The organism is Anoxybacillus sp. MB8 (genome assembly GCF_011006755.1).
Classification (GTDB): Bacteria; Bacillota; Bacilli; order Bacillales; family Anoxybacillaceae; genus Anoxybacillus; species Anoxybacillus gonensis.
Genome location: NZ_RXXX01000028.1, coordinates 1 through 19389 on the forward strand (window position 1 = coordinate 1; position 19389 = coordinate 19389).

20 protein-coding genes, 1 other RNA gene, 1 pseudogene and 1 riboswitch are annotated in these 19389 nt (G+C 40.0%); of the genes and pseudogenes, 13 read left to right on the forward strand and 9 right to left on the reverse strand.

Annotated elements, in window-relative coordinates:
* A pseudogene (locus tag EKC99_RS15915) lies at nucleotides 1–153 on the reverse strand (hydroxylamine reductase); the annotation flags it as partial.
* Between the two features lie 163 nt (nucleotides 154–316).
* Nucleotides 317–432, forward strand: a riboswitch (TPP riboswitch).
* A gap of 60 nt (nucleotides 433–492) precedes the next feature.
* On the opposite strand from EKC99_RS15915, the gene thiM reads away from it, so the two are divergent.
* The 4 genes from thiM (at nucleotide 493) to EKC99_RS10280 (ending at nucleotide 4034) form a co-directional block, all read left to right on the forward strand.
* Nucleotides 493–1284 carry a hydroxyethylthiazole kinase gene (gene thiM, locus EKC99_RS10265; protein WP_163151769.1) on the forward strand — a complete coding sequence of 264 codons (792 nt, stop codon included), beginning with the start codon at nucleotides 493–495 and terminating at the stop codon, nucleotides 1282–1284.
* A gap of 1 nt (nucleotide 1285) precedes the next feature.
* A complete protein-coding gene (gene thiE / locus EKC99_RS10270) occupies nucleotides 1286–1939 on the forward strand; it encodes a thiamine phosphate synthase (protein WP_163151771.1) in 654 nt (217 codons plus the stop codon).
* Between the two features lie 101 nt (nucleotides 1940–2040).
* On the forward strand, nucleotides 2041–2802 hold the full coding sequence (locus tag EKC99_RS10275) for an enoyl-CoA hydratase (RefSeq protein WP_163151773.1): 762 nt from the start codon (nucleotides 2041–2043) through the stop codon (nucleotides 2800–2802).
* 95 nt (nucleotides 2803–2897) lie between these two features.
* On the forward strand, nucleotides 2898–4034 hold the full coding sequence (locus tag EKC99_RS10280; RefSeq protein ID WP_163151775.1) for a fused response regulator/phosphatase: 1137 nt from the start codon (nucleotides 2898–2900) through the stop codon (nucleotides 4032–4034).
* Between the two features lie 18 nt (nucleotides 4035–4052).
* On the opposite strand, the gene EKC99_RS10285 is transcribed toward EKC99_RS10280, so the two are convergent.
* The 4 genes from EKC99_RS10285 to EKC99_RS10300 are packed head-to-tail and all read right to left on the reverse strand — an operon-like array spanning nucleotide 4053 to nucleotide 6433.
* Nucleotides 4053–4346, reverse strand: coding sequence for an STAS domain-containing protein (locus EKC99_RS10285; RefSeq protein ID WP_163151777.1), 294 nt, complete (start codon nucleotides 4344–4346; stop codon nucleotides 4053–4055).
* Nucleotides 4339–4734, reverse strand: a complete 396-nt coding sequence (locus tag EKC99_RS10290; protein ID WP_163151779.1) for an ATP-binding protein — start codon at nucleotides 4732–4734, stop codon at nucleotides 4339–4341. The genes EKC99_RS10285 and EKC99_RS10290 overlap by 8 nt, the downstream gene beginning before the upstream one ends.
* Nucleotides 4712–5047, reverse strand: a complete 336-nt coding sequence (locus tag EKC99_RS10295; protein ID WP_240468847.1) for a hypothetical protein — start codon at nucleotides 5045–5047, stop codon at nucleotides 4712–4714. The genes EKC99_RS10290 and EKC99_RS10295 overlap by 23 nt, the downstream gene beginning before the upstream one ends.
* Nucleotides 5048–5065: 18 nt before the next feature.
* Nucleotides 5066–6433: a globin-coupled sensor protein gene (locus EKC99_RS10300; protein ID WP_163151781.1), complete on the reverse strand. Its 1368-nt coding sequence runs from the start codon at nucleotides 6431–6433 to the stop codon at nucleotides 5066–5068.
* Between the two features lie 374 nt (nucleotides 6434–6807).
* Between EKC99_RS10300 and EKC99_RS10305 the strand changes: the two genes are divergently transcribed.
* From EKC99_RS10305 to EKC99_RS10335, 7 genes are all read left to right on the forward strand, one after another.
* Nucleotides 6808–7041: a CotD family spore coat protein gene (locus tag EKC99_RS10305; RefSeq protein ID WP_009361305.1), complete on the forward strand. Its 234-nt coding sequence runs from the start codon at nucleotides 6808–6810 to the stop codon at nucleotides 7039–7041.
* 124 nt (nucleotides 7042–7165) lie between these two features.
* A complete protein-coding gene (gpsB, locus tag EKC99_RS10310) occupies nucleotides 7166–7462 on the forward strand; it encodes a cell division regulator GpsB (protein ID WP_009361304.1) in 297 nt (98 codons plus the stop codon).
* A 67-nt stretch (nucleotides 7463–7529) separates the two neighbouring features.
* Nucleotides 7530–7920, forward strand: an RNA gene (rnpB, locus tag EKC99_RS10315) — RNase P RNA component class B.
* 80 nt (nucleotides 7921–8000) lie between these two features.
* On the forward strand, nucleotides 8001–9710 hold the full coding sequence (locus EKC99_RS10320) for a putative bifunctional diguanylate cyclase/phosphodiesterase (RefSeq protein WP_483296098.1): 1710 nt from the start codon (nucleotides 8001–8003) through the stop codon (nucleotides 9708–9710).
* 13 nt (nucleotides 9711–9723) lie between these two features.
* Nucleotides 9724–10875: a THUMP domain-containing class I SAM-dependent RNA methyltransferase gene (locus EKC99_RS10325; RefSeq protein WP_163151785.1), complete on the forward strand. Its 1152-nt coding sequence runs from the start codon at nucleotides 9724–9726 to the stop codon at nucleotides 10873–10875.
* A 96-nt stretch (nucleotides 10876–10971) separates the two neighbouring features.
* A complete protein-coding gene (locus tag EKC99_RS10330) occupies nucleotides 10972–12900 on the forward strand; it encodes an ATP-dependent DNA helicase (protein WP_136260202.1) in 1929 nt (642 codons plus the stop codon).
* 52 nt (nucleotides 12901–12952) lie between these two features.
* Nucleotides 12953–14464 carry a carboxypeptidase M32 gene (locus tag EKC99_RS10335; protein WP_163151787.1) on the forward strand — a complete coding sequence of 504 codons (1512 nt, stop codon included), beginning with the start codon at nucleotides 12953–12955 and terminating at the stop codon, nucleotides 14462–14464.
* Nucleotides 14465–14489: 25 nt separating this feature from the next.
* Here EKC99_RS10335 and EKC99_RS10340 read toward each other — a convergent pair whose 3' ends face one another.
* The 4 genes from EKC99_RS10340 to EKC99_RS10355 all read right to left on the reverse strand — a co-directional run bounded on the left by EKC99_RS10340 (nucleotide 14490) and on the right by EKC99_RS10355 (nucleotide 17497).
* Nucleotides 14490–16139 (reverse strand): b(o/a)3-type cytochrome-c oxidase subunit 1, encoded by a 1650-nt coding sequence (locus EKC99_RS10340; protein WP_075039111.1) that lies wholly within the window; start codon nucleotides 16137–16139, stop codon nucleotides 14490–14492.
* A complete protein-coding gene (locus EKC99_RS10345) occupies nucleotides 16136–16609 on the reverse strand; it encodes a cytochrome c oxidase subunit II (RefSeq protein WP_006318623.1) in 474 nt (157 codons plus the stop codon). Before EKC99_RS10345 ends, EKC99_RS10340 begins: the two co-directional genes overlap by 4 nt.
* Nucleotides 16610–16630: 21 nt before the next feature.
* Nucleotides 16631–16780: a cytochrome c oxidase subunit 2A gene (locus tag EKC99_RS10350; protein ID WP_009361298.1), complete on the reverse strand. Its 150-nt coding sequence runs from the start codon at nucleotides 16778–16780 to the stop codon at nucleotides 16631–16633.
* 261 nt (nucleotides 16781–17041) lie between these two features.
* Nucleotides 17042–17497 (reverse strand): chemotaxis protein CheX, encoded by a 456-nt coding sequence (locus EKC99_RS10355; RefSeq protein WP_026011682.1) that lies wholly within the window; start codon nucleotides 17495–17497, stop codon nucleotides 17042–17044.
* A 259-nt stretch (nucleotides 17498–17756) separates the two neighbouring features.
* On the opposite strand from EKC99_RS10355, the gene EKC99_RS10360 reads away from it, so the two are divergent.
* Both EKC99_RS10360 and EKC99_RS10365 read left to right on the forward strand, forming a co-directional pair.
* Nucleotides 17757–18824 (forward strand): type III polyketide synthase, encoded by a 1068-nt coding sequence (locus tag EKC99_RS10360; RefSeq protein WP_075039110.1) that lies wholly within the window; start codon nucleotides 17757–17759, stop codon nucleotides 18822–18824.
* Entirely contained in the window at nucleotides 18821–19321 is a 501-nt protein-coding gene (locus EKC99_RS10365) for an isoprenylcysteine carboxyl methyltransferase family protein (protein ID WP_075039109.1), read from the forward strand. The genes EKC99_RS10360 and EKC99_RS10365 overlap by 4 nt, the downstream gene beginning before the upstream one ends.
* Nucleotides 19322–19389: the final 68 nt, after the last annotated feature.

The window sequence follows — 19389 nt, forward strand, 5'->3', positions numbered from 1 at the left end:
AACCATAGCTCCTCTCATTGACACTATGGTTCTATTGTAAGTGGGGAATTTTATTCCGGCTATATTGGGGATTTTATCATCGGCTTTAACACCGCAAACGCCGACAACTGTACATCCCCCTGTTGGTGTTTGTTCACATTGATGACAAAACATCATAACCCCTCCTCTTCTTATTAACACTTTAACAATAGGGGAAAATATGTGTGACGTAAGTGATACATATCACACTTCTATACAAAAATGTGAACGAAAATTGACAATGTTCTATATTGAATAATGAGAAAAAATGTATTAAAATGAAAGAAAATTAAATGAATCACACTACTAGGGGTGCCGGATGGCGATGGCTGAGAGGAAAACGCGCAATCAGTTTTCCAACCCTTTGAACCTGATCTGGTTTGTACCAGCGGAGGGAAGTAGGCTATGTTTTGGCAATGTAAACTAGTCGATTCTTTCCGACTAGTTTTTATTTTTTATAGGGGGGAATGAACGATGAATGTTGGACAATGGTTAACGCGCGTTAGAAAGGAGTCACCGCTTGTACATAATATGACAAATGTGGTGGTGACCAATTTTGTTGCTAACGGTTTACTTGCGATAGGTGCATCTCCTGTCATGGCGTATGCCAAAGAAGAAGTAGCTGATATGGTGCGCTTGGCACGTGCGCTTGTATTGAATATCGGCACATTAAATGAAACAGACGTAGAAGCGATGTTGATTGCTGGAAAAGCGGCAAATGAAGCAAACATTCCTGTTGTTTTTGATCCCGTTGGGGCGGGAGCAACAGCGTATCGCACGGAAACAGCCAGACGTATATTGAATGAAGTAAACATTTCTATTTTGCGCGGAAATGCATCAGAAATCGCAAGCGTTGCTGGAGAACAAGTACGTACAAAAGGGGTAGATGCAGGGGACGTTCAAGGTGATCTCGTGCACGGCGCTAAAAAAGTAGCACGTATGTTTCACTGTGTAGTCGTTGTAACTGGGAAAAATGATATAGTGACAGATGGAGAACACGTAACGATCGTTTCAAACGGCGATGCGATGTTGACGAAAGTAACGGGAACAGGTTGCTTATTAAGTGCGGTATTAGGCGCATTTGCTAGTGTAGGAGAAAACATCGTAGAATCATCTGTCGCTGCGCTCGCTTATTACGGTGTAGCAGCTGAAAAAGCAGCCAAACAAGCGCAAGCACCTGGTTCTTTTCAGCTTGCATTTCTGAATGCTTTATACGAAACGAGCGCAGAAGAAGTAGATGAATACGCGCACATTCGAGGGGAATAAAATGATGAAACAAAAACTATCTTTATATTTTGTGATGGGGAGTGTCGATTGTACGAAAGATCCACTCGCCGTGCTTGATGAAGCGATCGAAGGCGGCATTACGATGTTTCAGTTTCGGGAAAAAGGAAAAGGGGCACTTACGGGAATTGAAAAATATCGTTTAGCTGAGAAATTGTTTGAGCGATGTCTTGTTCATAACATTCCTTTTATTGTAAATGATGATGTTGATTTAGCGCTTACCTTACAGGCAGATGGGGTTCATGTCGGACAAGAGGACGAAGCAGCTGAACGTGTTCGTGATCGAATAGGGGATCGCTATTTAGGGGTATCTGTGCACAACTTGAATGAAGTGAGACAAGCGCTTTCTGCTCGTGCCGATTATGTTGGATTAGGTCCAATTTTCCCAACTGTTTCAAAAGAAGATGCAAAACAAGCATGTGGATTGGCAATGATTAAGCACATTCGCGCGCATGAAAAGTACGTTCCGCTTGTGGCAATCGGTGGGATTACACACCAAACAGCAAAACAAGTCATTGAAGCGGGAGCAGATGGAATCGCTGTCATTTCGGCCATTTGCCGTGCCGAACAAATTCGGGAACAAACAAAGCAGCTATATGAGATGGTGATGGATGCAAAACAAAAAGGCGGCAGTTAATGTCGTCTTTTTTATTACTAATGTTTATATTTTTGATGCAGGATTTTCTTCATATGTGTCGAAAGAGAAAAACGAACAGATGAAAGAGGGAGATGGGAAAAATGGAACATATCGTATTGTCATATAAAGAACGAGTCGCAACAATTGAATTGAATCGTCCGGATGCGTTGAACGCTTTAAACGAACAAATGTTAGCAGAGTTGCTACAAGCGTTAAAAGAAGTAGAAAGAAGCGAGGCGAATATTGTCGTCATTCGTGGACGAGGAAAGGGATTTTGTGCAGGGGGAGACATTAAAACGATGTTGCAATCAACGAATGAGCATTCATTCATAGAAGTGATGGAAACGATTAAACAAATTGCCCTCACACTGCATCAATTGCCGAAACTAACGATCAGTTACGTGCATGGCGCTGCTGCAGGATTAGGACTTAGCTTAGCACTCGCTTGCGATCATGTTATTGCAAATGAACAAGCACGTGTTGCAATGAATTTTATCGGCATTGGATTAATCCCAGATGGCGGAGGCCATTTCTTTTTAAAACGAAAAATTGGAGAAGTGAAATCAAAACAAGTAATATGGGAAGGAAAAGTAATGAGTGCACGAGAGGCGTATGAAGTGGGGCTCATTGATGAAATTGGCGATGAACAGACGATTCAACAAAAAGTGAATGAATGGTTGGCTAAACCGATTGTTGCGATGATTGCAACGAAGCAGTTGTACGCTCATTTAAGCGAAGAACAATTGTTGAAAACGTTGCAAATGGAGACAGCATATCAAGCAGAAATGCGAAAAACAGAAGATCATGCGGAAGGTATTCGTGCCTTTTTAGAAAAGCGTCGTCCGCATTTTCGTGGAAAATAAAAAATTTGCAAAACTTTCATCTTTGTGCTAGCCTTTTTGGCCTTGTGACGTGTATAAATAAAATATAAAAAACATGACGAAAAGGGCGACCGGAGATGAAAGTAGTAGTTATTGATGATTATAGACCGACATTGGAAATGATCGAAGCGATGCTCGAACATATTGAAAATATTTCAATTTATCCGTTTGAAGATGCAGATGAAGCATACGCATATATTTTATCGCAACAGGTAGATGTCATTTTAATGGATATTTGTATGCCGAAAACGGACGGTATTGAATGGTGTCGGCGCTTTAAACAACATGAGCAATTACAACACGTTCCTGTATTAATGGTCACCGGTTATGATGAGGAACAAAAATTGGCGGAAGCGTTTGCAGCCGGGGCGTTTGACTACATTCGTAAGCCGTTTACCATGGTCGAACTGATTGCTCGTGTTCAATTGGCGTATCGCCAAAAAGAAACGATGGATCAACTGAAGCGAACGAACGAAGCATATATGGAAAGTTATCGACATATGTGGGCGATGCAAAAAAAGATGAACGAAGACTTACACTTAGCTCGGCTCGTTCAAGAAGGTTTGCTCCCTGAACGAATGAATAATGAACATATTCATTTTGTTGGGACGTATATTCCGTCCTCACAACTGTCTGGCGATTTGTATTTTTGGCAGCAAGTTCGTCCTCATATGTATGCTTTTATCGTGATTGATGTCATGGGGCATGGCGTTGCATCTGCGCTCGTTGCTATGTCGATTCGTTCGCTATTACACGGACTAATGACGAAAGTGACTGAACCGCTTGCGGTTGTGCATGAATTAAATCGACATGCTTTTCAATTGTTTGGAAAGGAAACGAAATATTATTTTACAGCTTTTTACGGAACGATTGATGTGAAAACAAAAGTGATAGAATATGTGAATGCAGGACATCCTTCGGGAATATTCATGACCAATCAAAAAATGAAGCTTTTAAAAGAAGGAGGCATTCCAATCGGTATTGTACCAAATGCCCCATATAAAAAAGGGACGATTTCTTTTCAACATGAAGCGTACCTTATTCTCTACACAGATGGGCTAATCGAAGTGTTAGGTGAAGAATGCGCTAATCAACTTGCGCATACGATGCAAATGGCTCATTCGTTTGATCAAATGGTAGAGAAGATCAATGAACAAGCACAATATGCGAAAGGAAATGACGATATTACGTTTGTTTCCATTCATGTAAAATAGCGATCTATGAACAGATCGCTATTTTACGTCTACTATTTGATCTAATTGACAAATCGATAATATATGTTTAATCGGTGCTGAAACGCCGGTCATTTCAATTCGCATCCGATCTTTTAACGGATACAGCCAGCTAATAAGCAACCGAACACCAGAGCTATCAATAAACCGAACAGCAGATAAGTCAATTTGTAAATGAGATGTATCCCACGACTGTGATTGAATCATTTCTTCCATGACGCGCGATGTTTCAAAGTTAATATCTTGCTGAAAAGAGACAACGATTTTGTCATGATATGTTACAATGTCAATCATATTTTTCCCCCTTTTTTCGTGCAATCATAACGATTGCACGCTTTCCTTTTTCGTCAAATGAAAAATGTGAGGCGAGTTGTTGAATGAGAAAAAGTCCGCGTCCCCCTTGTTGCGTGAAATGAGAAGGGAGGGTGTTTAGTTGTCTTTCCCATTCAAACCCATCACCTTGATCGCTCACTTCAATGACGACCGTTTCATCTGACCAACTGATATATACGTTTGCGTCTTTTTTCGTAGAGTGACGAATGACATTTGAAACAAGCTCCCATAATACGAGTTGTACTGTATATTTTTGCATGTCGTCTAGCTGGATACAACGATCTAATTGCTCGAGCATCGCTGAGATCATCGTGCTATAATTTGTTTCATTTAGTTGAGCTTGAATCATTGTTTTTTAACTGAATCAAAAGTTGTTGAATATACGGATGTTTATAATCCCCTTGATGCTCGAGACGGTACAATTGACTCCATAAAGAATTATACGTTGAACGAAACGAAATAGGGATATGTTCCCCAAATGAACGTTGTAAATGCATGAGACGAAACTTTGCATAATTTCGTGATGGTACATCGTTTGGAAGAAGTCCCATATCGATTCGTACAAGTTGTTCATTTGCTTCGTGAAGTAATGTTTCTGCCATTTCATCTATATGCGCAAACGTTCGTTGCTCGTATTTCAGCCGTGGGTGTTTCATCGTCATCTTTCCTCCGTTTAACCATTACGAATTAAATTTTTCTGTCAACTCTTGATTTAAGTCGTTCAGCTGTTCGGCCATTTCAGCAATTTGTGATGCGGCTGATGAAATTTCATCAAACATTTGATGAAACTGTGTAATAAGTGAAGTAAACTGATCAATTTTTTTACTTGTCGATTTCACATCGGTGACGGACTGATCGAAAATATGAACAATGCTTTCATTTGCTTGGCGGAATGCGCGCGTTTCCTCGACAATTTGTTGAAACGCATGTTCAAACTTTCGAATCGTTTGTTGCACGACATCAATATGATTTTGAATGTAATCAAGCGATTGCTCGGTTTGTGTCGCGAGTTTTCGTACTTCATTTGCGACGACCGCAAATCCTTTTCCGTGTTCACCAGCACGGGCTGCTTCAATATTTGCATTTAACGATAAAATGTTTGTTTGATTTGAAATGCTACGAATCGCATTGACGATTTCTCCGATTTTTCGCGAGCTATCTGTTAGCTCATTCGTCAACGACTTTGTTCCTTCAATTAATTTCGCGACACCATCTAATTTTGTTAACGTTTGCTTCACATCTTCTTTTCCCTTTTCTACCCGTTCAGTCATTTGCACGGACTGATGTTGGATGTTTGTCACCTCATGTAACATATCTTGCACGTTTTTTTGCACTTCAAAAATGGAAGCAGTCGTTTCTTCTGCGCTTGACGCAAGAGTTGTAGATGATTCTGTTAACCGATGTTGTAGCTCTGCAATTTCGTTTAGTTTCATCATCGAGGACGTATACGCCTCAATATACGTTTCAATAGCGATTTGCATATCCAATGAACAAAGTTTCGCAAACGAACGATATATATTCGTTGCTTCTGTTGGAGGCAATTCTTCCATCAATATGCGGAGCACTTCATTTTGAATGATCGTATAAGCGCCTAAATACCATTCTGGGAATAATCCGATGCGGTTATGAACGTTGCCGATTACTTTTCGGCGAATCACGTACTGTTCGCCAATTTCCCCAGATACCATATCCATTAAATAAGCGCGCAATGTTTGTTTTAAGCGATCGATCGTTGAATGATTGTCAATAATGTTTCTTAAATGCGTCATCTGTCCAACTTGATCGTAAAACGCATTGACAATTCGTTCGACATGTTTAGCAAAAAGTGGGCGAATGGAAGCGAGTTGTTGTACATCTTCTTCTGTTAGCCCGACGAAAGTAACTTGTTGTTTTCGATCGCTTGAAATAAGTTGGCGATAATATGTTGTCACATGTGAAGGTGCAGAAAGATGAAGAGTCGCATCTTCTTTTTCTTTTTGATGCTTTTTTCGAAACAGTTGAATCGCCCCCGCTTCATTAAAAAGGGCGTGAAATGGACATTTTGACATCGTATTCCCTCCATTTATTTATAAAAAAATCCCCTAGAATATTATATCATGTGCAACAAAAATAAGAAGGAAAATTTTTATGTTATTTCCGAGGGAAGCGCAAAAAATGACAAAGTTTTCCCTTCTTGTCGAATGAAAAAGAATGAAGTAGAATGTATATTTGTGAACAATATGAATTGCGGAGAGAGAAGCGATGAGCAAAAAAATTTTATATTTGTTTTTTGTTTTAATTGGGGCTACCGTCGTTATTTTTGCGAATATGAAACATAATATTTATACGTTCATGTAAAATAGGTATTTCCATTAGTACATGTATCCCCCTTCGTACATACGCTAGAAGTGTAACAAACTTTAATGCGAAAGGGGTATGAAATATGCATTGTCGTCCGAATATGATGCCGCCGATCGTTCATCCAACAAAATGTTGTACACAACATCAAATGCAAACAACGATTGTGCCGCACATTCATCCGTCACATACGACGTATGTGAACCATCATGTGTTCCAGCATCAACATTATTTTCCGCACACACAATCTGTTGTGAACGATGTATCACACCAACATGTTGTTTGTCCGGGACCTGGTCCGTTCCCACGACCATTTTAACCGAAGGCAATTCGCCTTCGGTTTTTTGTCGAAAAAAAGACGAAGTTTGTGAAAATGAAAAATTGACAACGACTGCTTTTTTTGAAAGAATAGGTGTAGACATGGATAATTGAGGTGAGCAAACGTGCTTTCGGATCGCATCAACTTAACAGCAAAAGACATTCTCGAAAAAGAGTTTAAAATAAGCATGCGTGGATATAACCAAGATGAAGTGGATCGCTTTCTTGATTTAATTATTAAAGACTATGAAACATTCCATCAAATGATTGAACAATTACAACAAGAAAATACACGCCTAAAAAGCCAATTGCAGGAGGCGCAAAAACGTCAGCCATCTCAATCAGGAACGACGAACTTTGATATTTTACAACGTCTTTCTAATTTAGAAAAACATGTTTTTGGTAGCAAACTTTACGAATGAATATTCCAACTTTTTCTATTGATTTGGCTCATCGTTTCGGATATACTATCATATGCTTACATGAATCATGTTCGGGTAATCGCTGCGATGCGTATGCATCGTAGAGGAAAGTCCATGCTCGCACGGTGCTGAGATGCCCGTAGTGTTCGTGCCTAGCGAAGACATAAGCTAGGGCAGTCTGGCAATAAGCTGGGCTGACGGCAGGGAAAGAGCCTACGTCCGCAACGGATATGGCTCGATTACCTTTAAAGTGCCACAGTGACGTAGTCTTGCTGGAAACGGCAAGAGTGGAACGCGGTAAACCCCACGAGCGAGAAACCCAAATAATGGTAGGGGCACCTTCTCGAAGGAAATGAACGGAGAGAAGGACAGGTATAAGCCTGTAGATAGATGATTACCGCCGAAGTACGAGGCGCAAGCCGTTTGCAGTACGACGGAACAGAACATGGCTTACAGAACATGGTTCATGGCATGACTCTCCTGCATCACGCTAGGGGAGTTTTTGTTTTTTGGGGGAAATATGAGGGGAGAGTCTGATGTGAACAAAAAGTTGTCATCTTTGTTTGAAACAGATACATTTTTATCTATCGCTCATACGATTATTCAAGAAGCAGATGAAGGAATGATTGTCACGGATGGGCAAGGGCGTATTTTATTAGCAAATCCCGCCTTTGAAACAGTAACGGGTTATACGCAAGAAGAGGTGCTAGGGAAAAAACCGAACATTCTCCGTTCCGGTTTACATGATCGGAAGTTTTATGAAAACATGTGGGAAACGCTGCGCGATCATGGAGTTTGGAAGGGAGAGATTTGGAATAAGCGAAAAAACGGCGAACTGTTTGTTGAATGGCTAACGATTAAAGCGGTCTATGACGCTACGGGAGTTCCGACGCATTATGTTGCGATTTTTTCAGATGTGACGCAACATAAACGGACGATGGAGCAATTAGCACGGTTATCCAATTATGATTTATTAACAAACGTTCCAAATCGCCAGTTATTTACGAAACGTCTGCAACATTTACTTGATGTAGCTCGGCGTTACAATCAGCAATTAGCGATTTTGTTTCTCGATTTAGATCGATTTAAGTATATTAATGATGAACTCGGTCATTATAGCGGAGACATCCTATTAAAAAAAGTGGCTAATCGCTTAAAAAAATTATTGCGCACGAAAGATACGCTTGCGCGCATTGGTGGGGACGAATTTGTCGTCATCTTGCCTAAACTAAAAGATGTGCAAGAAGCAATAACAATCGCAGAACAAATGATTGAAGCACTCCAAGCTCCATTTATGCTGAATGGAAAAGACGTATACATTTCAGCAAGCATTGGGATGAGTATGTACCCAAACGATGGGGATGATGGAGAGACATTGTTACGTCGAGCGGATCGTGCAATGCAAAAAGCGAAAGAAAGCGGACGAAATCGCTTTGAGTTATATACCGCTAAATTGGATTATCAAAGCGAAGTTGTGACGTTAGAAAATTATTTACGAAAAGCGTTGGAACGAAATGAGTTATTCATTTGCTATCAGCCGATCGTGAATATGAAGACGAAAAAAATTGAAGCGCTTGAGGCGTTAATGCGTTGGAAGCAACCAAACATCGGATTCGTTTCGCCAGCGCAATTTATTCCACTTGCAGAAGAAACGGGGCTTATTGTTCCGATGACGAAGTGGCTGTTTGAACAAGCGTGCATACATATCAAGGCGATTCATCAATTCGCCCCACATATGAAAATAGGAGTAAATATTTCTGCTGTACATTTCCAACAAGACGATTTCGTCGAGCAATTATCGACGATTGTGAAAGAAAATGATGTGCATCCACGCTTTTTTAAATTAGAACTGACGGAAAGTACGATTATGCCAAATGCTGAAGATTCTGTTCAAAAACTCGTACAGCTGAAACAACGCGGCTTTAAATTAGCCATTGATGACTTTGGGACAGGTTTTTCTTCATTAAGTTATTTACATCGCTTTCCAATCGACATTTTAAAAATTGATCAATCGTTTATTCGTCGCCTATCTTTATATAGCGATGATGCGACGATCGTATCAACGATTATTATGATGGCACATCATTTGCATTTGTCTGTTGTCGCGGAAGGGGTCGAGACGGGGCAACAATATGAGTTTTTAAGTCAACAGCAATGTGATATGGCGCAAGGATATTATATCGCTAAGCCGATGCGAATAGATGAGTTGCAGCCATTTATCCGGGAATGGGATGCTATACATGAATGAAAGGTGAAAACATATGGGACAAATGACATTCATTGCTACTGCGGCGATGGGACTTGAAGCGATCGTTGCAGACGAAGTGCGCGCGCTCGGCTATGACTGTGAAGTAGAAAATGGGAAAGTGACATTTGTTGCAGATGAGCGAGCGATTTGTCGCACGAACTTATGGCTTCGCACAGCCGATCGTGTAAAAATCAAAGTAGGTGAATTTCCGGCGACAACGTTTGATGAGTTGTTTGAACAAACAAAAGCGTTACCATGGGCGCAATTTTTGCCGATGGATGCCCAATTCCCCGTTGTCGGAAAATCCGTCAAATCAAAATTGTTTAGCGTATCGGATTGTCAAGCAATCGTAAAAAAAGCGATTGTTGAACATTTAAAACAACATTATCGCATTTCTTGGTTTGAGGAAACAGGGGCGTTATTTCGTATTGAAGTAGCTTTACATAAAGATATCGCTACATTAACGATCGATACGAGTGGAGCAGGATTGCATAAAAGAGGATATCGCGTCAAACAAGGGGAAGCACCATTAAAGGAAACATTAGCAGCAGCGCTCGTTCAATTAACGAATTGGACGCCAGATCGTCCGTTTGTTGATCCATTTTGTGGATCAGGAACGATCGCAATTGAAGCTGCGTTAATCGGGCAAAATATCGCGCCGGGATTTAATCGCGAGTTTGTATGTGAGCAATGGAATTGGATCCCATCTCGCTTATGGGACGAAGCAAGAGAAGAGGCGGAAGATGTAGCGCGTTATGATCAACCGTTGCATATTGTCGGATTTGATATTGATCATCGCATGGTTGATATAGCGAAAATAAATGCCCAAGAAGCTGGATTAGCAGATTTAATTACATTTAAACAAATGCAAGTAAAAGATTTTCGGACGAAAGACGAATACGGTGTCATCGTCGGCAATCCGCCTTATAGTGAGCGATTAGGAGAAAAAGAAGAAGTGGAACAATTGTATCGAGAAATGGGAAAAACATTTGCAGCTCTCGATACGTGGTCGATCTATATGTTAACTTCTCACCGTCAATTTGAGCAATTGTATGGCAGACGTGCAACAAAACGACGAAAATTGTTCAACGGCTTCATCGAAACGCAATATTATCAATTTTGGGGACCTCGTCCGCCACGTTCGTACGAAAAGCTGTCTCGCTGACAGCTTTTTCTTTTCAACTTCATTGACTTCTTTCTTTTTTTGATCGATAATTAATGTTTGTGTACTTCGTTTAAATTGATGGAGGGGCTAAAAAATATGAGCAAATATCCGTTTACATTAAACAAAAATGAAAACTTTTTTGATAAATTGAACGAATGGATCGGGGACGTTTTTTACGACATTTTACCTGAAGCAGGGTTTGAATTACGCGATGAACAAATTTTTATGGCATTTCAACTTGAGCGAGCATTTAAAGAGAAAAAAGTGATGTTCGCCGAGGCGGGTGTAGGAACAGGAAAAACGATCGTATATTTACTTTATGCTATTTGCTATGCACGTTATATCGGAAAGCCTGCGATTATTGCTTGCGCAGATGAAACGTTAATTGAACAGCTTGTCAAAAAAGAAGGAGATATTGCGAAAATTTCGCGCGTCTTAAACATGGACATTGATGTTCGACTAGCCAAATCGTCAGATCAATATTTATGTTTAAACAAATTAGACGAAGTATTAATGACGGAAGAAGAGGAGTTGTACGAGCAAATTTTTGATGAACTGCCTCCTTTTGTTCATGATCATGCTCCACTTCAAACGTTTTATCATTACGGTGATCGAAAAGACTATGCTCATTTAAGTGATGAACAATGGTCAAAAATTGCTTGGGATCCGTTTCAAGACTGTTTAGCGTGCGAAAAACGTCATCGCTGTGGTCAAACGTTATCGCGCGACTATTATCGGAAAGCAGCGGATTTAATTATTTGTTCGCACGATTTTTACATGGAACATATTTGGACGTATGAAGCGCGGAAACGCGAGGGACAGCTTCCACTTTTGCCTGAAGCGAGCTGTGTCATTTTTGACGAAGGGCATTTATTAGAGTTTGCCGCTCAAAAAGCGTTGACGTATCGTATGAAAGAAACGACGTTAGAGACATTGCTTTCTCGTTTATTAGAAAATGATATTCGTGAACAATTAGCTTATTTAATTGAAGATACATTAGAACTGAGTGTACGTTTTTTTGATGAATTAATGAATCATGCGAAAGCTGTACCGGGATCGAATCGTCAAGAGTTAACGTTTACTCCATCTCTTTTGCAACTTGCACAAAATTTACAAACAAAAGTTGAGCAAATTGGAGATGAACTCGTCTTTGAAAGTGAGACGTACACGATTGATCACTATCAATTAAAAGTTGTTGATGAGTACCTCGATCAAATTCATCACTCCTTGCACTTATTTATTCACAACCGAGATGCAATTACATGGCTTGAATCATCGCTAGATGGCAATACGCTTGTGATTATGCCGAGAACGGTACAGGAAGTGTTGCGGGAAAAAGTATTTTCTAAACGCATGCCATTTATTTTTTCGTCTGCCACACTATCAAATGAAAAATCATTTGATTATATGGCAAAAAGTCTAGGAATTGACGAATATATATCGTTTCATGTCGATTCCCCGTTTGACTACGATGAACAAATGACCATTTACATGCCAATATTTGAAAAGAACGAACGTATATTTGAAGAGAAATACGCGTATGCCTTAGAAAAAATACGCGAAACGAATGGGCGTGCTCTCGTATTGTTCCCAACGCGCGAACAATTGAATGAATTTAAAGCTCGTGCCCAGCGTGAAGAACAATTTTCTTTCTTATTTGAAGGGGATCAAGAAATTAGTGAACTTGTTTCTCGCTTTCAAAATGAAGAAGAGACGATTTTATGTGCCCAACATTTATGGGAAGGATTAGACATTCCAGGCCCTTCATTAAGCAACGTGATTATTTGGGCGCTTCCTTACCCTCCAAATGACCCTGTTTTTCAGGCGAAGCGAAAGGAAACGGACAATCCGTTTTGGGAAGTTGATGTTCCGTATATGATTTTACGATTGCGACAAGGAATCGGGCGCCTTATTCGTCAACGAGATGATCGAGGAATCGTATGTATTTTTGTAACAGATGATGAACCGATGCAAGTAATCGAGGCGATCAAACGTGTATTACCGACAGATGTACAACAAAAATAAAGGAATAATTGTAAGTATTGTAGAATAACAAATACAGAATGGAGGGAAGAAGATGAAGACAAGTATTCAAGAAGTAGAAAAGCAATTTCTCCAATACGTCAAAAAAATGATGGCATATAAAGAAGCCATTTCACTTATGTATTGGGATTTGCGCACAGGGGCACCGAAAAAAGGGGTTGACCAACGTTCTGAAGTAATCGGGATGTTGTCGCAAGAAGTGTTTCGCATGTCGACTTCAGAACAAATGGCCGCATATATTGCGGAACTTTCCGCTAAGTCGGTACAAGAACAATTATCACCTGTTACCCGTTATACGTTAGCAGAATGTCAAAAAGAGTATGAGCGCAATAAAAAAATTCCTGCTGATGAATATAAACAATATGTTATTTTGCAATCAAAAGCGGAAAGCGTATGGGAAGAAGCGAAAGCAAAATCTGACTTTTCCCTTTTTGAACCATATTTAAAACAGCTTGTTGACTTTACAAAACGTTTCATTACATATTGGGGAACAAAAGGACACCCATATAATACGCTATTAGATTTATATGAGCCGGGCGTGACAGTCGATTTATTAGATGATGTGTTTTCAAAACTACGTCATCATATTGTCCCGCTCGTTCAGCAAATTAGCCAGTCCCGTCATAAACCGGAAACGAGCTTTCTATTTCAACCGTTTCCGAAAGAAAAGCAAAAAGCATTTAGTTTGGCGCTGTTAAAAGAGTTAGGTTACGATTTTGATGCAGGTCGGCTAGATGAAACTGTACATCCTTTTGCTATTACATTAAATGATGGGGACGTCCGAATTACAACGAAATATGACGAAAATGACTTCCGAACAGCTGTATTTGGTACAATTCACGAATGTGGTCATGCCCTTTATGAACAACATATTTCTAAAGAATTGGCAGGTACACCGTTGTACGATGGAACGTCAATGGGGGTTCATGAATCCCAATCGTTGTTTTATGAAAACTTTATTGCTCGTCATTATTCATTTTGGAAGCGATATTATCGTTTATTACAACAATATGCTCCGCACTTTTCGCATGTTTCGTTAGACGATTTTTATCGTGCGATTAATGAGTCGAAACCGTCCCTTATTCGTATTGAAGCTGATGAGCTGACGTATCCGTTACACATCATTGTTCGATATGAAATGGAAAAAGCGTTGTTTGATGATGCCATTGAAGTGAAAGATTTACCATACATTTGGAACGAAAAATACGAAGCGTATTTAGGTATTCGTCCAGAGCGTGATGCGGAAGGAATTCTTCAAGATGTGCATTGGGCTGGAGGAAGTTTTGGGTATTTTCCATCGTATGCACTTGGATATATGTATGCGGCACAGTTTAAACATACGATGGAGAAAGAACTGCCATTTCATCAGTTGCTTGAAAATGGGGAACTTGTTCGTATTCGAGAATGGCTTACAAAGCATGTTCACCAATTCGGAAAAACGAAAAAACCGCTCGATATTTTACATGAAGTAACTGGAGAAGGTTTAAATCCAATCTACTTAATCGACTACTTAGAAGAAAAATATAAACATATTTATCGATTATAAAAAAACCGGGCGAGTGCCCGGTTTTTTACCAAAGTTTAAACCCTTTTGATCCAGGAGGTGCGTTTTGGATCATATCGATAAATGGAACTGTATATGCGATTAAAATGAGTACAACCGCAATACCGATCCACAATGTCCAGTTTTCGAACACAAGCGGTGTACGTTCAGCCTGCTCAGCTACTTCTGCAACAGGGAACTCTGTTTCACCTTTTGGAGCGAAAAATGCTAAGTTTGTTACGATAATGAGCACGAGAATAATGCCGATGAATAAAATCGTTCCACCAACCGCTTGAGCGATTTGATAAGGAATCCATTCTAGTGCTTGTGGCGCATCGCCGTATGTTGAAAATGCTGAACGGCGTGGGGCACCAAGTAACCCTGCAAAATGCATCGCACTAGACATGAAAATCATACCGATGGACCAAACGATCGTTTGAATAATCGCTAGACGATTCATTGCTTTTGTCATGACACGTCCTGTTAAGTGCGGGATAAGCCAATAAGCTCCCCCAAAGAATGTCAATACGACTGTTGTCGCTAATGTTAAGTGGAAGTGACCAGTTACCCAAATCGTATTATGAACGACTTGGTTTAATTGGTGTGATGCGTTGACAAGACCACCAGCACCAGCAGGGATAAAGAACAACATACCGACAAATGGCGCAAAGAAACGAGCATCACCCCAAGGAAGCTTTCGTAACCATCCGAATAATCCTGTTGCTCCTTTTGAGCGACCGTACATTTCAAACGTTGCGAACATTGAGAACGCAGTCATTAATGATGGGATAACGACCATAAACGTTAAGACAACTTGTAAGTATTTCCAAGCTGGATCAATTCCAGGTTCCACAAGTTGATGGTGGAATCCGACAGGAATCGAGAAAATTAAGAATAAGATGAATGACATACGAGCAAGAGAGTCTGAAAACATTTTTCCGCCAATAATTTTTGGAATAATCGCATACCAAATCATATATGCCGGTAATAACCAGAAATATACGAGCGGGTGACCGAAATACCAGAACAATGTTCGGCTTACGAGCACGTTAATCCGATCGACATAACCTAATGACCAAGGAATGAGCTGGAATAATACAGTCGCTGCTACACCGAGCGAACAAACGAGCCATAATACCATGTTGACAACAGACATAAATGTAAGCAACGGACTGACTTGACCAGGATGAGCTTTTTTCCATTTTGCATAATGAGCGAACATGGCAAACCCACTGATCCAACTACCGACAACAACAAGCGTTAAACCGATATAAAAGCCTGCATGTGCTTGTAGCGGGGCATAAAATGTATATAAAACAGAAGCTTCACCGATTAAAATGTAAAAGGCAGTAATCGCTGTACCGATTGTCATGAGCCAAAAACCGATCCAACCCCAAAACCGCACGCGGTCAGAAAGCGTTCCGGCAGTACGACTTACAGCAGCAAATTGGAAACCGATAATGAAAAATGTAGTTAAAACGAGTCCAAGCAATACGCCATGCGTTGTTAAAATCGTATAATAGCTAATGCCTGCCGGCAATTCAAATTTTCCAGAGCGCACAAGCACTTGTAATAGACCAGCAAGTCCTCCTAACGCAAGTGCAACGAAAGCGACATAAATATGGGCCATGGCTAATTTGCCATCACGTGCATCAACTTTCCATGTTCCGTTCATCATTGTTCAACCACCTTCACTTTCGCCGTCATTAAGTGGTGACCGGCACCGCAATATTCGTTACATAAAATGACATACTCGCCAACTTTATCGAATGTTTGTGTGTAGCTACTGACGTATCCAGGTTCAACCATCATGTTTACGTTCGTGCCAGCCATTTCAAACCCGTGGATCACATCTTTCGTTGCGACATTGATCGTTACTTTTGCTCCTTTTGGAATTTCGACTTGGTTTGGTGTATACGCAAATGCAGAAGCAACGATGTTCAATTGATATTCATTATCTCCCGTTTTAACAAGGCCTGGTTTATCAAATGGTGGTGTTTGATCGACTTTTTCCGGATCGATCGTTGTTAAACAGCTTGGTGGTTGCGTTCCTTGCGCAAATGCACCGACTCCTAAGACGGCTAAAAATACGAATAACGAACCGATGCCGAAAAACAGCCAAATTTTTTCATACTTATGCATGTGCATAACGTCTCGTCTCCTTTCTCTCTATAAGCGATTTAAAAACAAGAAATATACGCTTACCCACGTGAAAATGAGGAAAAACCCTAAAAACAAAACAGAAGCAAGTGTTCCTTTTAATGCGGGTTCTTTCTCCACTTTTGTTTTCGGTGTGTTTGTGTTTAATTGAGTTTTCATTTCCACCCCTCCTTCCTAAATAAGCCTTAAATAGAAATGTATACACTTACATCATACAAAACAATTTGTGAAATGAAACGCTTTCTTCAGATGTTTCACAAATTGTTCATTCGTTACTTTACCATCATCATAACCGTAAAAATAAGGGGTATCTGTGACTTTTGTCACACGCATTTTGTGAGGTTGTGAAAAAAGTGTGAAATATTTAGAAAAAGATGGCTATGGCATAAAAAAAGAAGCTTACAAGCGCAAGCTTCTCATTTATTCATTATCAATTGTTAAAATCAGTTGTAATTCCCCATTGCTTTCAAAGTGGATCGGTACGCGAAAAGCTTTGTCAAAACCGTAAATTTTTGTTTGACCAACAAGAACAGTCGGAGGAGTAATATCAATGGTAATGCCTTTTTGTGATACGACTGTGGCCAAGTTTCCTGCGATCATATTCCCAAGTTCACCAGTAAATGATTCAAGCATTTCACCTTCTAACGGCATACCGAACATCGTTTCTCCGATTTTTCCAAACATCGTTTCATGTCCTTCAATGATTAGACGCCCACGTAAGTCTCCAGTCATTCCGATCAATACACTAATAGATGTTTGTGTAAAAGGTTGGACAAACAATGAAGGTTTATCAATTGTCATTGGTAGTGGGATAACAGACCGAATCGATTCGATCGTTCCATTTAAAATCGTTGTAATTTTCTCACCTAAAGCCATAAAAAAGACCCCCTTTTTTCTTCATCATAACAAATTTTTCACTTTGATGACATCATTTTTCGCTAAACATAGATACGAATATATAAAAAACATAGTGACGAAATAACAAATTGCGTTATAATGAAAGTGCACAACAACATACCTCCTTTCAAAACGTCGAAAGCTTTCCTTCTATTGCTGAGAGGAAAGCTTTTCTATTTATCATGTATAAAATTTCTTTATTGGAAAAACATTATCTTTACTGAAAGGAGGAACATAGATGCCGAGTATTGTTGCAGTTGAATTAGCTAAACTTCCTTACCGCGTTTCACAAAACGAGGTGATGGTTGCCATAAAACGTATGTTTCAACACCGTTATGAACATATTGATCGGTTATTATCTATTTTTGAACATGATCATATTCAGTCAAGATCGTTTGTACAACCATTAGATTGGTATATGCAAACTCATTCGTTTGCTGAGAAAAATGCGCTGTATATTGAGCATGCTGTTCGATATGGAAAAGAGGCGGTTGTGCGCTGTTTACAACGTGCAAATATTGCTCTTGAAGACATTGAAGCGATGTTTTTTATTTCAACGACGGGAATTGCTACACCGAGCATTGAGGCAAGAATAATGAATGAACTTCCTTTTTCTGTACACATGAAACGCATTCCGATATGGGGGCTCGGATGTGCAGGTGGAGCAGCTGGCATTGCTCGGGCGGTAGACTACTGTCGCGCATATCCGAAAGCGAAAGTGCTTGTTCTTGCTGTGGAACTTTGCAGTCTAACGTTTCAAATGGATGATGTATCAAAGAGTAATCTTATTGGCACATCATTATTTGCTGATGGAGTAGGTTGCGCGTGTGTGGTGGGGGATGATGTACTGCAACAAAATGTCGCTCCACAGGTGATCGATATGCAATCGATATTTATGCGTAACACGGAAGATGTCATGGGATGGGATATAAAAGATCAAGGTTTTTATGTTGTGTTTTCTCGACATATTCCGACGATGATTCGTCAATCAATTGGTGAAATCGTAGAATTATTTTTAGGAAGAAGTGGAATCAAACTTTCCGAAATTGAACATTTTGTTTTGCACCCAGGCGGTAAAAAAGTGCTTGATGCGTATCAAGATGGTTTACACATCGATGAAGACAAGCTCGCTCATGCGATCACGGTTTTACGACAGTACGGAAATATGTCGTCTGTTACTGTGCTCGCTGTTTTACAACGTTTTTTAAAGCAGTCGATGCCCCCACAGGGATACGGTTTAATGATGGCGATGGGACCAGGATTTAGTTGTGAACTTTTGTTGTTACAATGGGGAGATAGGGCATGAAATGGAGCGTATTTTTCTTTTTAATTGTTCAACGGTTTGTTGAATTGTATTGGGCAAAAAGAAATGAACGATGGATGAAGGAGCGAGGAGCAAAGGAATTCGGACAAAATCACTATAAGTATATCGTGTGTATGCATTGTTTATTTTTTGTTTCGCTCTTGCTCGAAGGGATTCGTAAACGCCCGTCACCATTGTGGTCTGTTTTGTTTAACATATTTGTCGTATTACAGTTGTTCCGCCTTTGGATTATCGCTTCGCTTGGGAGGTATTGGAACACAAAAATTATTGTATTGCCAAAAGCAGAACGGGTACAGAGAGGTCCGTATCGCTGGTTTCGTCATCCGAATTATCTCGTTGTTATTCTAGAATTCCTTGTTATTCCGCTTATGTTTCAAGCATATTGGACAGCTGTCATATTTACAATATGTAACGCATACCTTTTATCTGTTCGTATTCGTGTAGAGGAGCAGGCGCTACGTTTATTAAAATCCCCCTAATAAGCAGGGGATTTTTTATGTATTTTTTTTGTGAACTACAGTAAAATGAAGGTAGATTTTTTAAAAGG

Excerpts from the sequence above, each read along its gene's own strand:
- EKC99_RS10345 (WP_006318623.1), bottom strand. The coding sequence starts at position 16,609 with ATGCACATGCATAAGTATGAAAAAATTTGGCTGTTTTTCGGCATCGGT.
- EKC99_RS10330 (WP_136260202.1), top strand. The coding sequence starts at position 10,972 with ATGAGCAAATATCCGTTTACATTAAACAAAAATGAAAACTTTTTTGAT.
- EKC99_RS10335 (WP_163151787.1), top strand. The coding sequence starts at position 12,953 with ATGAAGACAAGTATTCAAGAAGTAGAAAAGCAATTTCTCCAATACGTC.
- EKC99_RS10355 (WP_026011682.1), bottom strand. The coding sequence starts at position 17,497 with ATGGCTTTAGGTGAGAAAATTACAACGATTTTAAATGGAACGATCGAA.
- thiE (WP_163151771.1), top strand. The coding sequence starts at position 1,286 with ATGATGAAACAAAAACTATCTTTATATTTTGTGATGGGGAGTGTCGAT.
- EKC99_RS10275 (WP_163151773.1), top strand. The coding sequence starts at position 2,041 with ATGGAACATATCGTATTGTCATATAAAGAACGAGTCGCAACAATTGAA.
- EKC99_RS10285 (WP_163151777.1), bottom strand. The coding sequence starts at position 4,346 with ATGATTGACATTGTAACATATCATGACAAAATCGTTGTCTCTTTTCAG.
- EKC99_RS10295 (WP_240468847.1), bottom strand. The coding sequence starts at position 5,047 with ATGACGATGAAACACCCACGGCTGAAATACGAGCAACGAACGTTTGCG.
- EKC99_RS10290 (WP_163151779.1), bottom strand. The coding sequence starts at position 4,734 with ATGATTCAAGCTCAACTAAATGAAACAAATTATAGCACGATGATCTCA.
- thiM (WP_163151769.1), top strand. The coding sequence starts at position 493 with ATGAATGTTGGACAATGGTTAACGCGCGTTAGAAAGGAGTCACCGCTT.
- EKC99_RS10350 (WP_009361298.1), bottom strand. The coding sequence starts at position 16,780 with ATGAAAACTCAATTAAACACAAACACACCGAAAACAAAAGTGGAGAAA.
- EKC99_RS10360 (WP_075039110.1), top strand. The coding sequence starts at position 17,757 with ATGCCGAGTATTGTTGCAGTTGAATTAGCTAAACTTCCTTACCGCGTT.
- EKC99_RS10340 (WP_075039111.1), bottom strand. The coding sequence starts at position 16,139 with ATGATGAACGGAACATGGAAAGTTGATGCACGTGATGGCAAATTAGCC.
- EKC99_RS10305 (WP_009361305.1), top strand. The coding sequence starts at position 6,808 with ATGCATTGTCGTCCGAATATGATGCCGCCGATCGTTCATCCAACAAAA.
- EKC99_RS10365 (WP_075039109.1), top strand. The coding sequence starts at position 18,821 with ATGAAATGGAGCGTATTTTTCTTTTTAATTGTTCAACGGTTTGTTGAA.
- EKC99_RS10300 (WP_163151781.1), bottom strand. The coding sequence starts at position 6,433 with ATGTCAAAATGTCCATTTCACGCCCTTTTTAATGAAGCGGGGGCGATT.
- EKC99_RS10280 (WP_163151775.1), top strand. The coding sequence starts at position 2,898 with ATGAAAGTAGTAGTTATTGATGATTATAGACCGACATTGGAAATGATC.
- EKC99_RS10325 (WP_163151785.1), top strand. The coding sequence starts at position 9,724 with ATGGGACAAATGACATTCATTGCTACTGCGGCGATGGGACTTGAAGCG.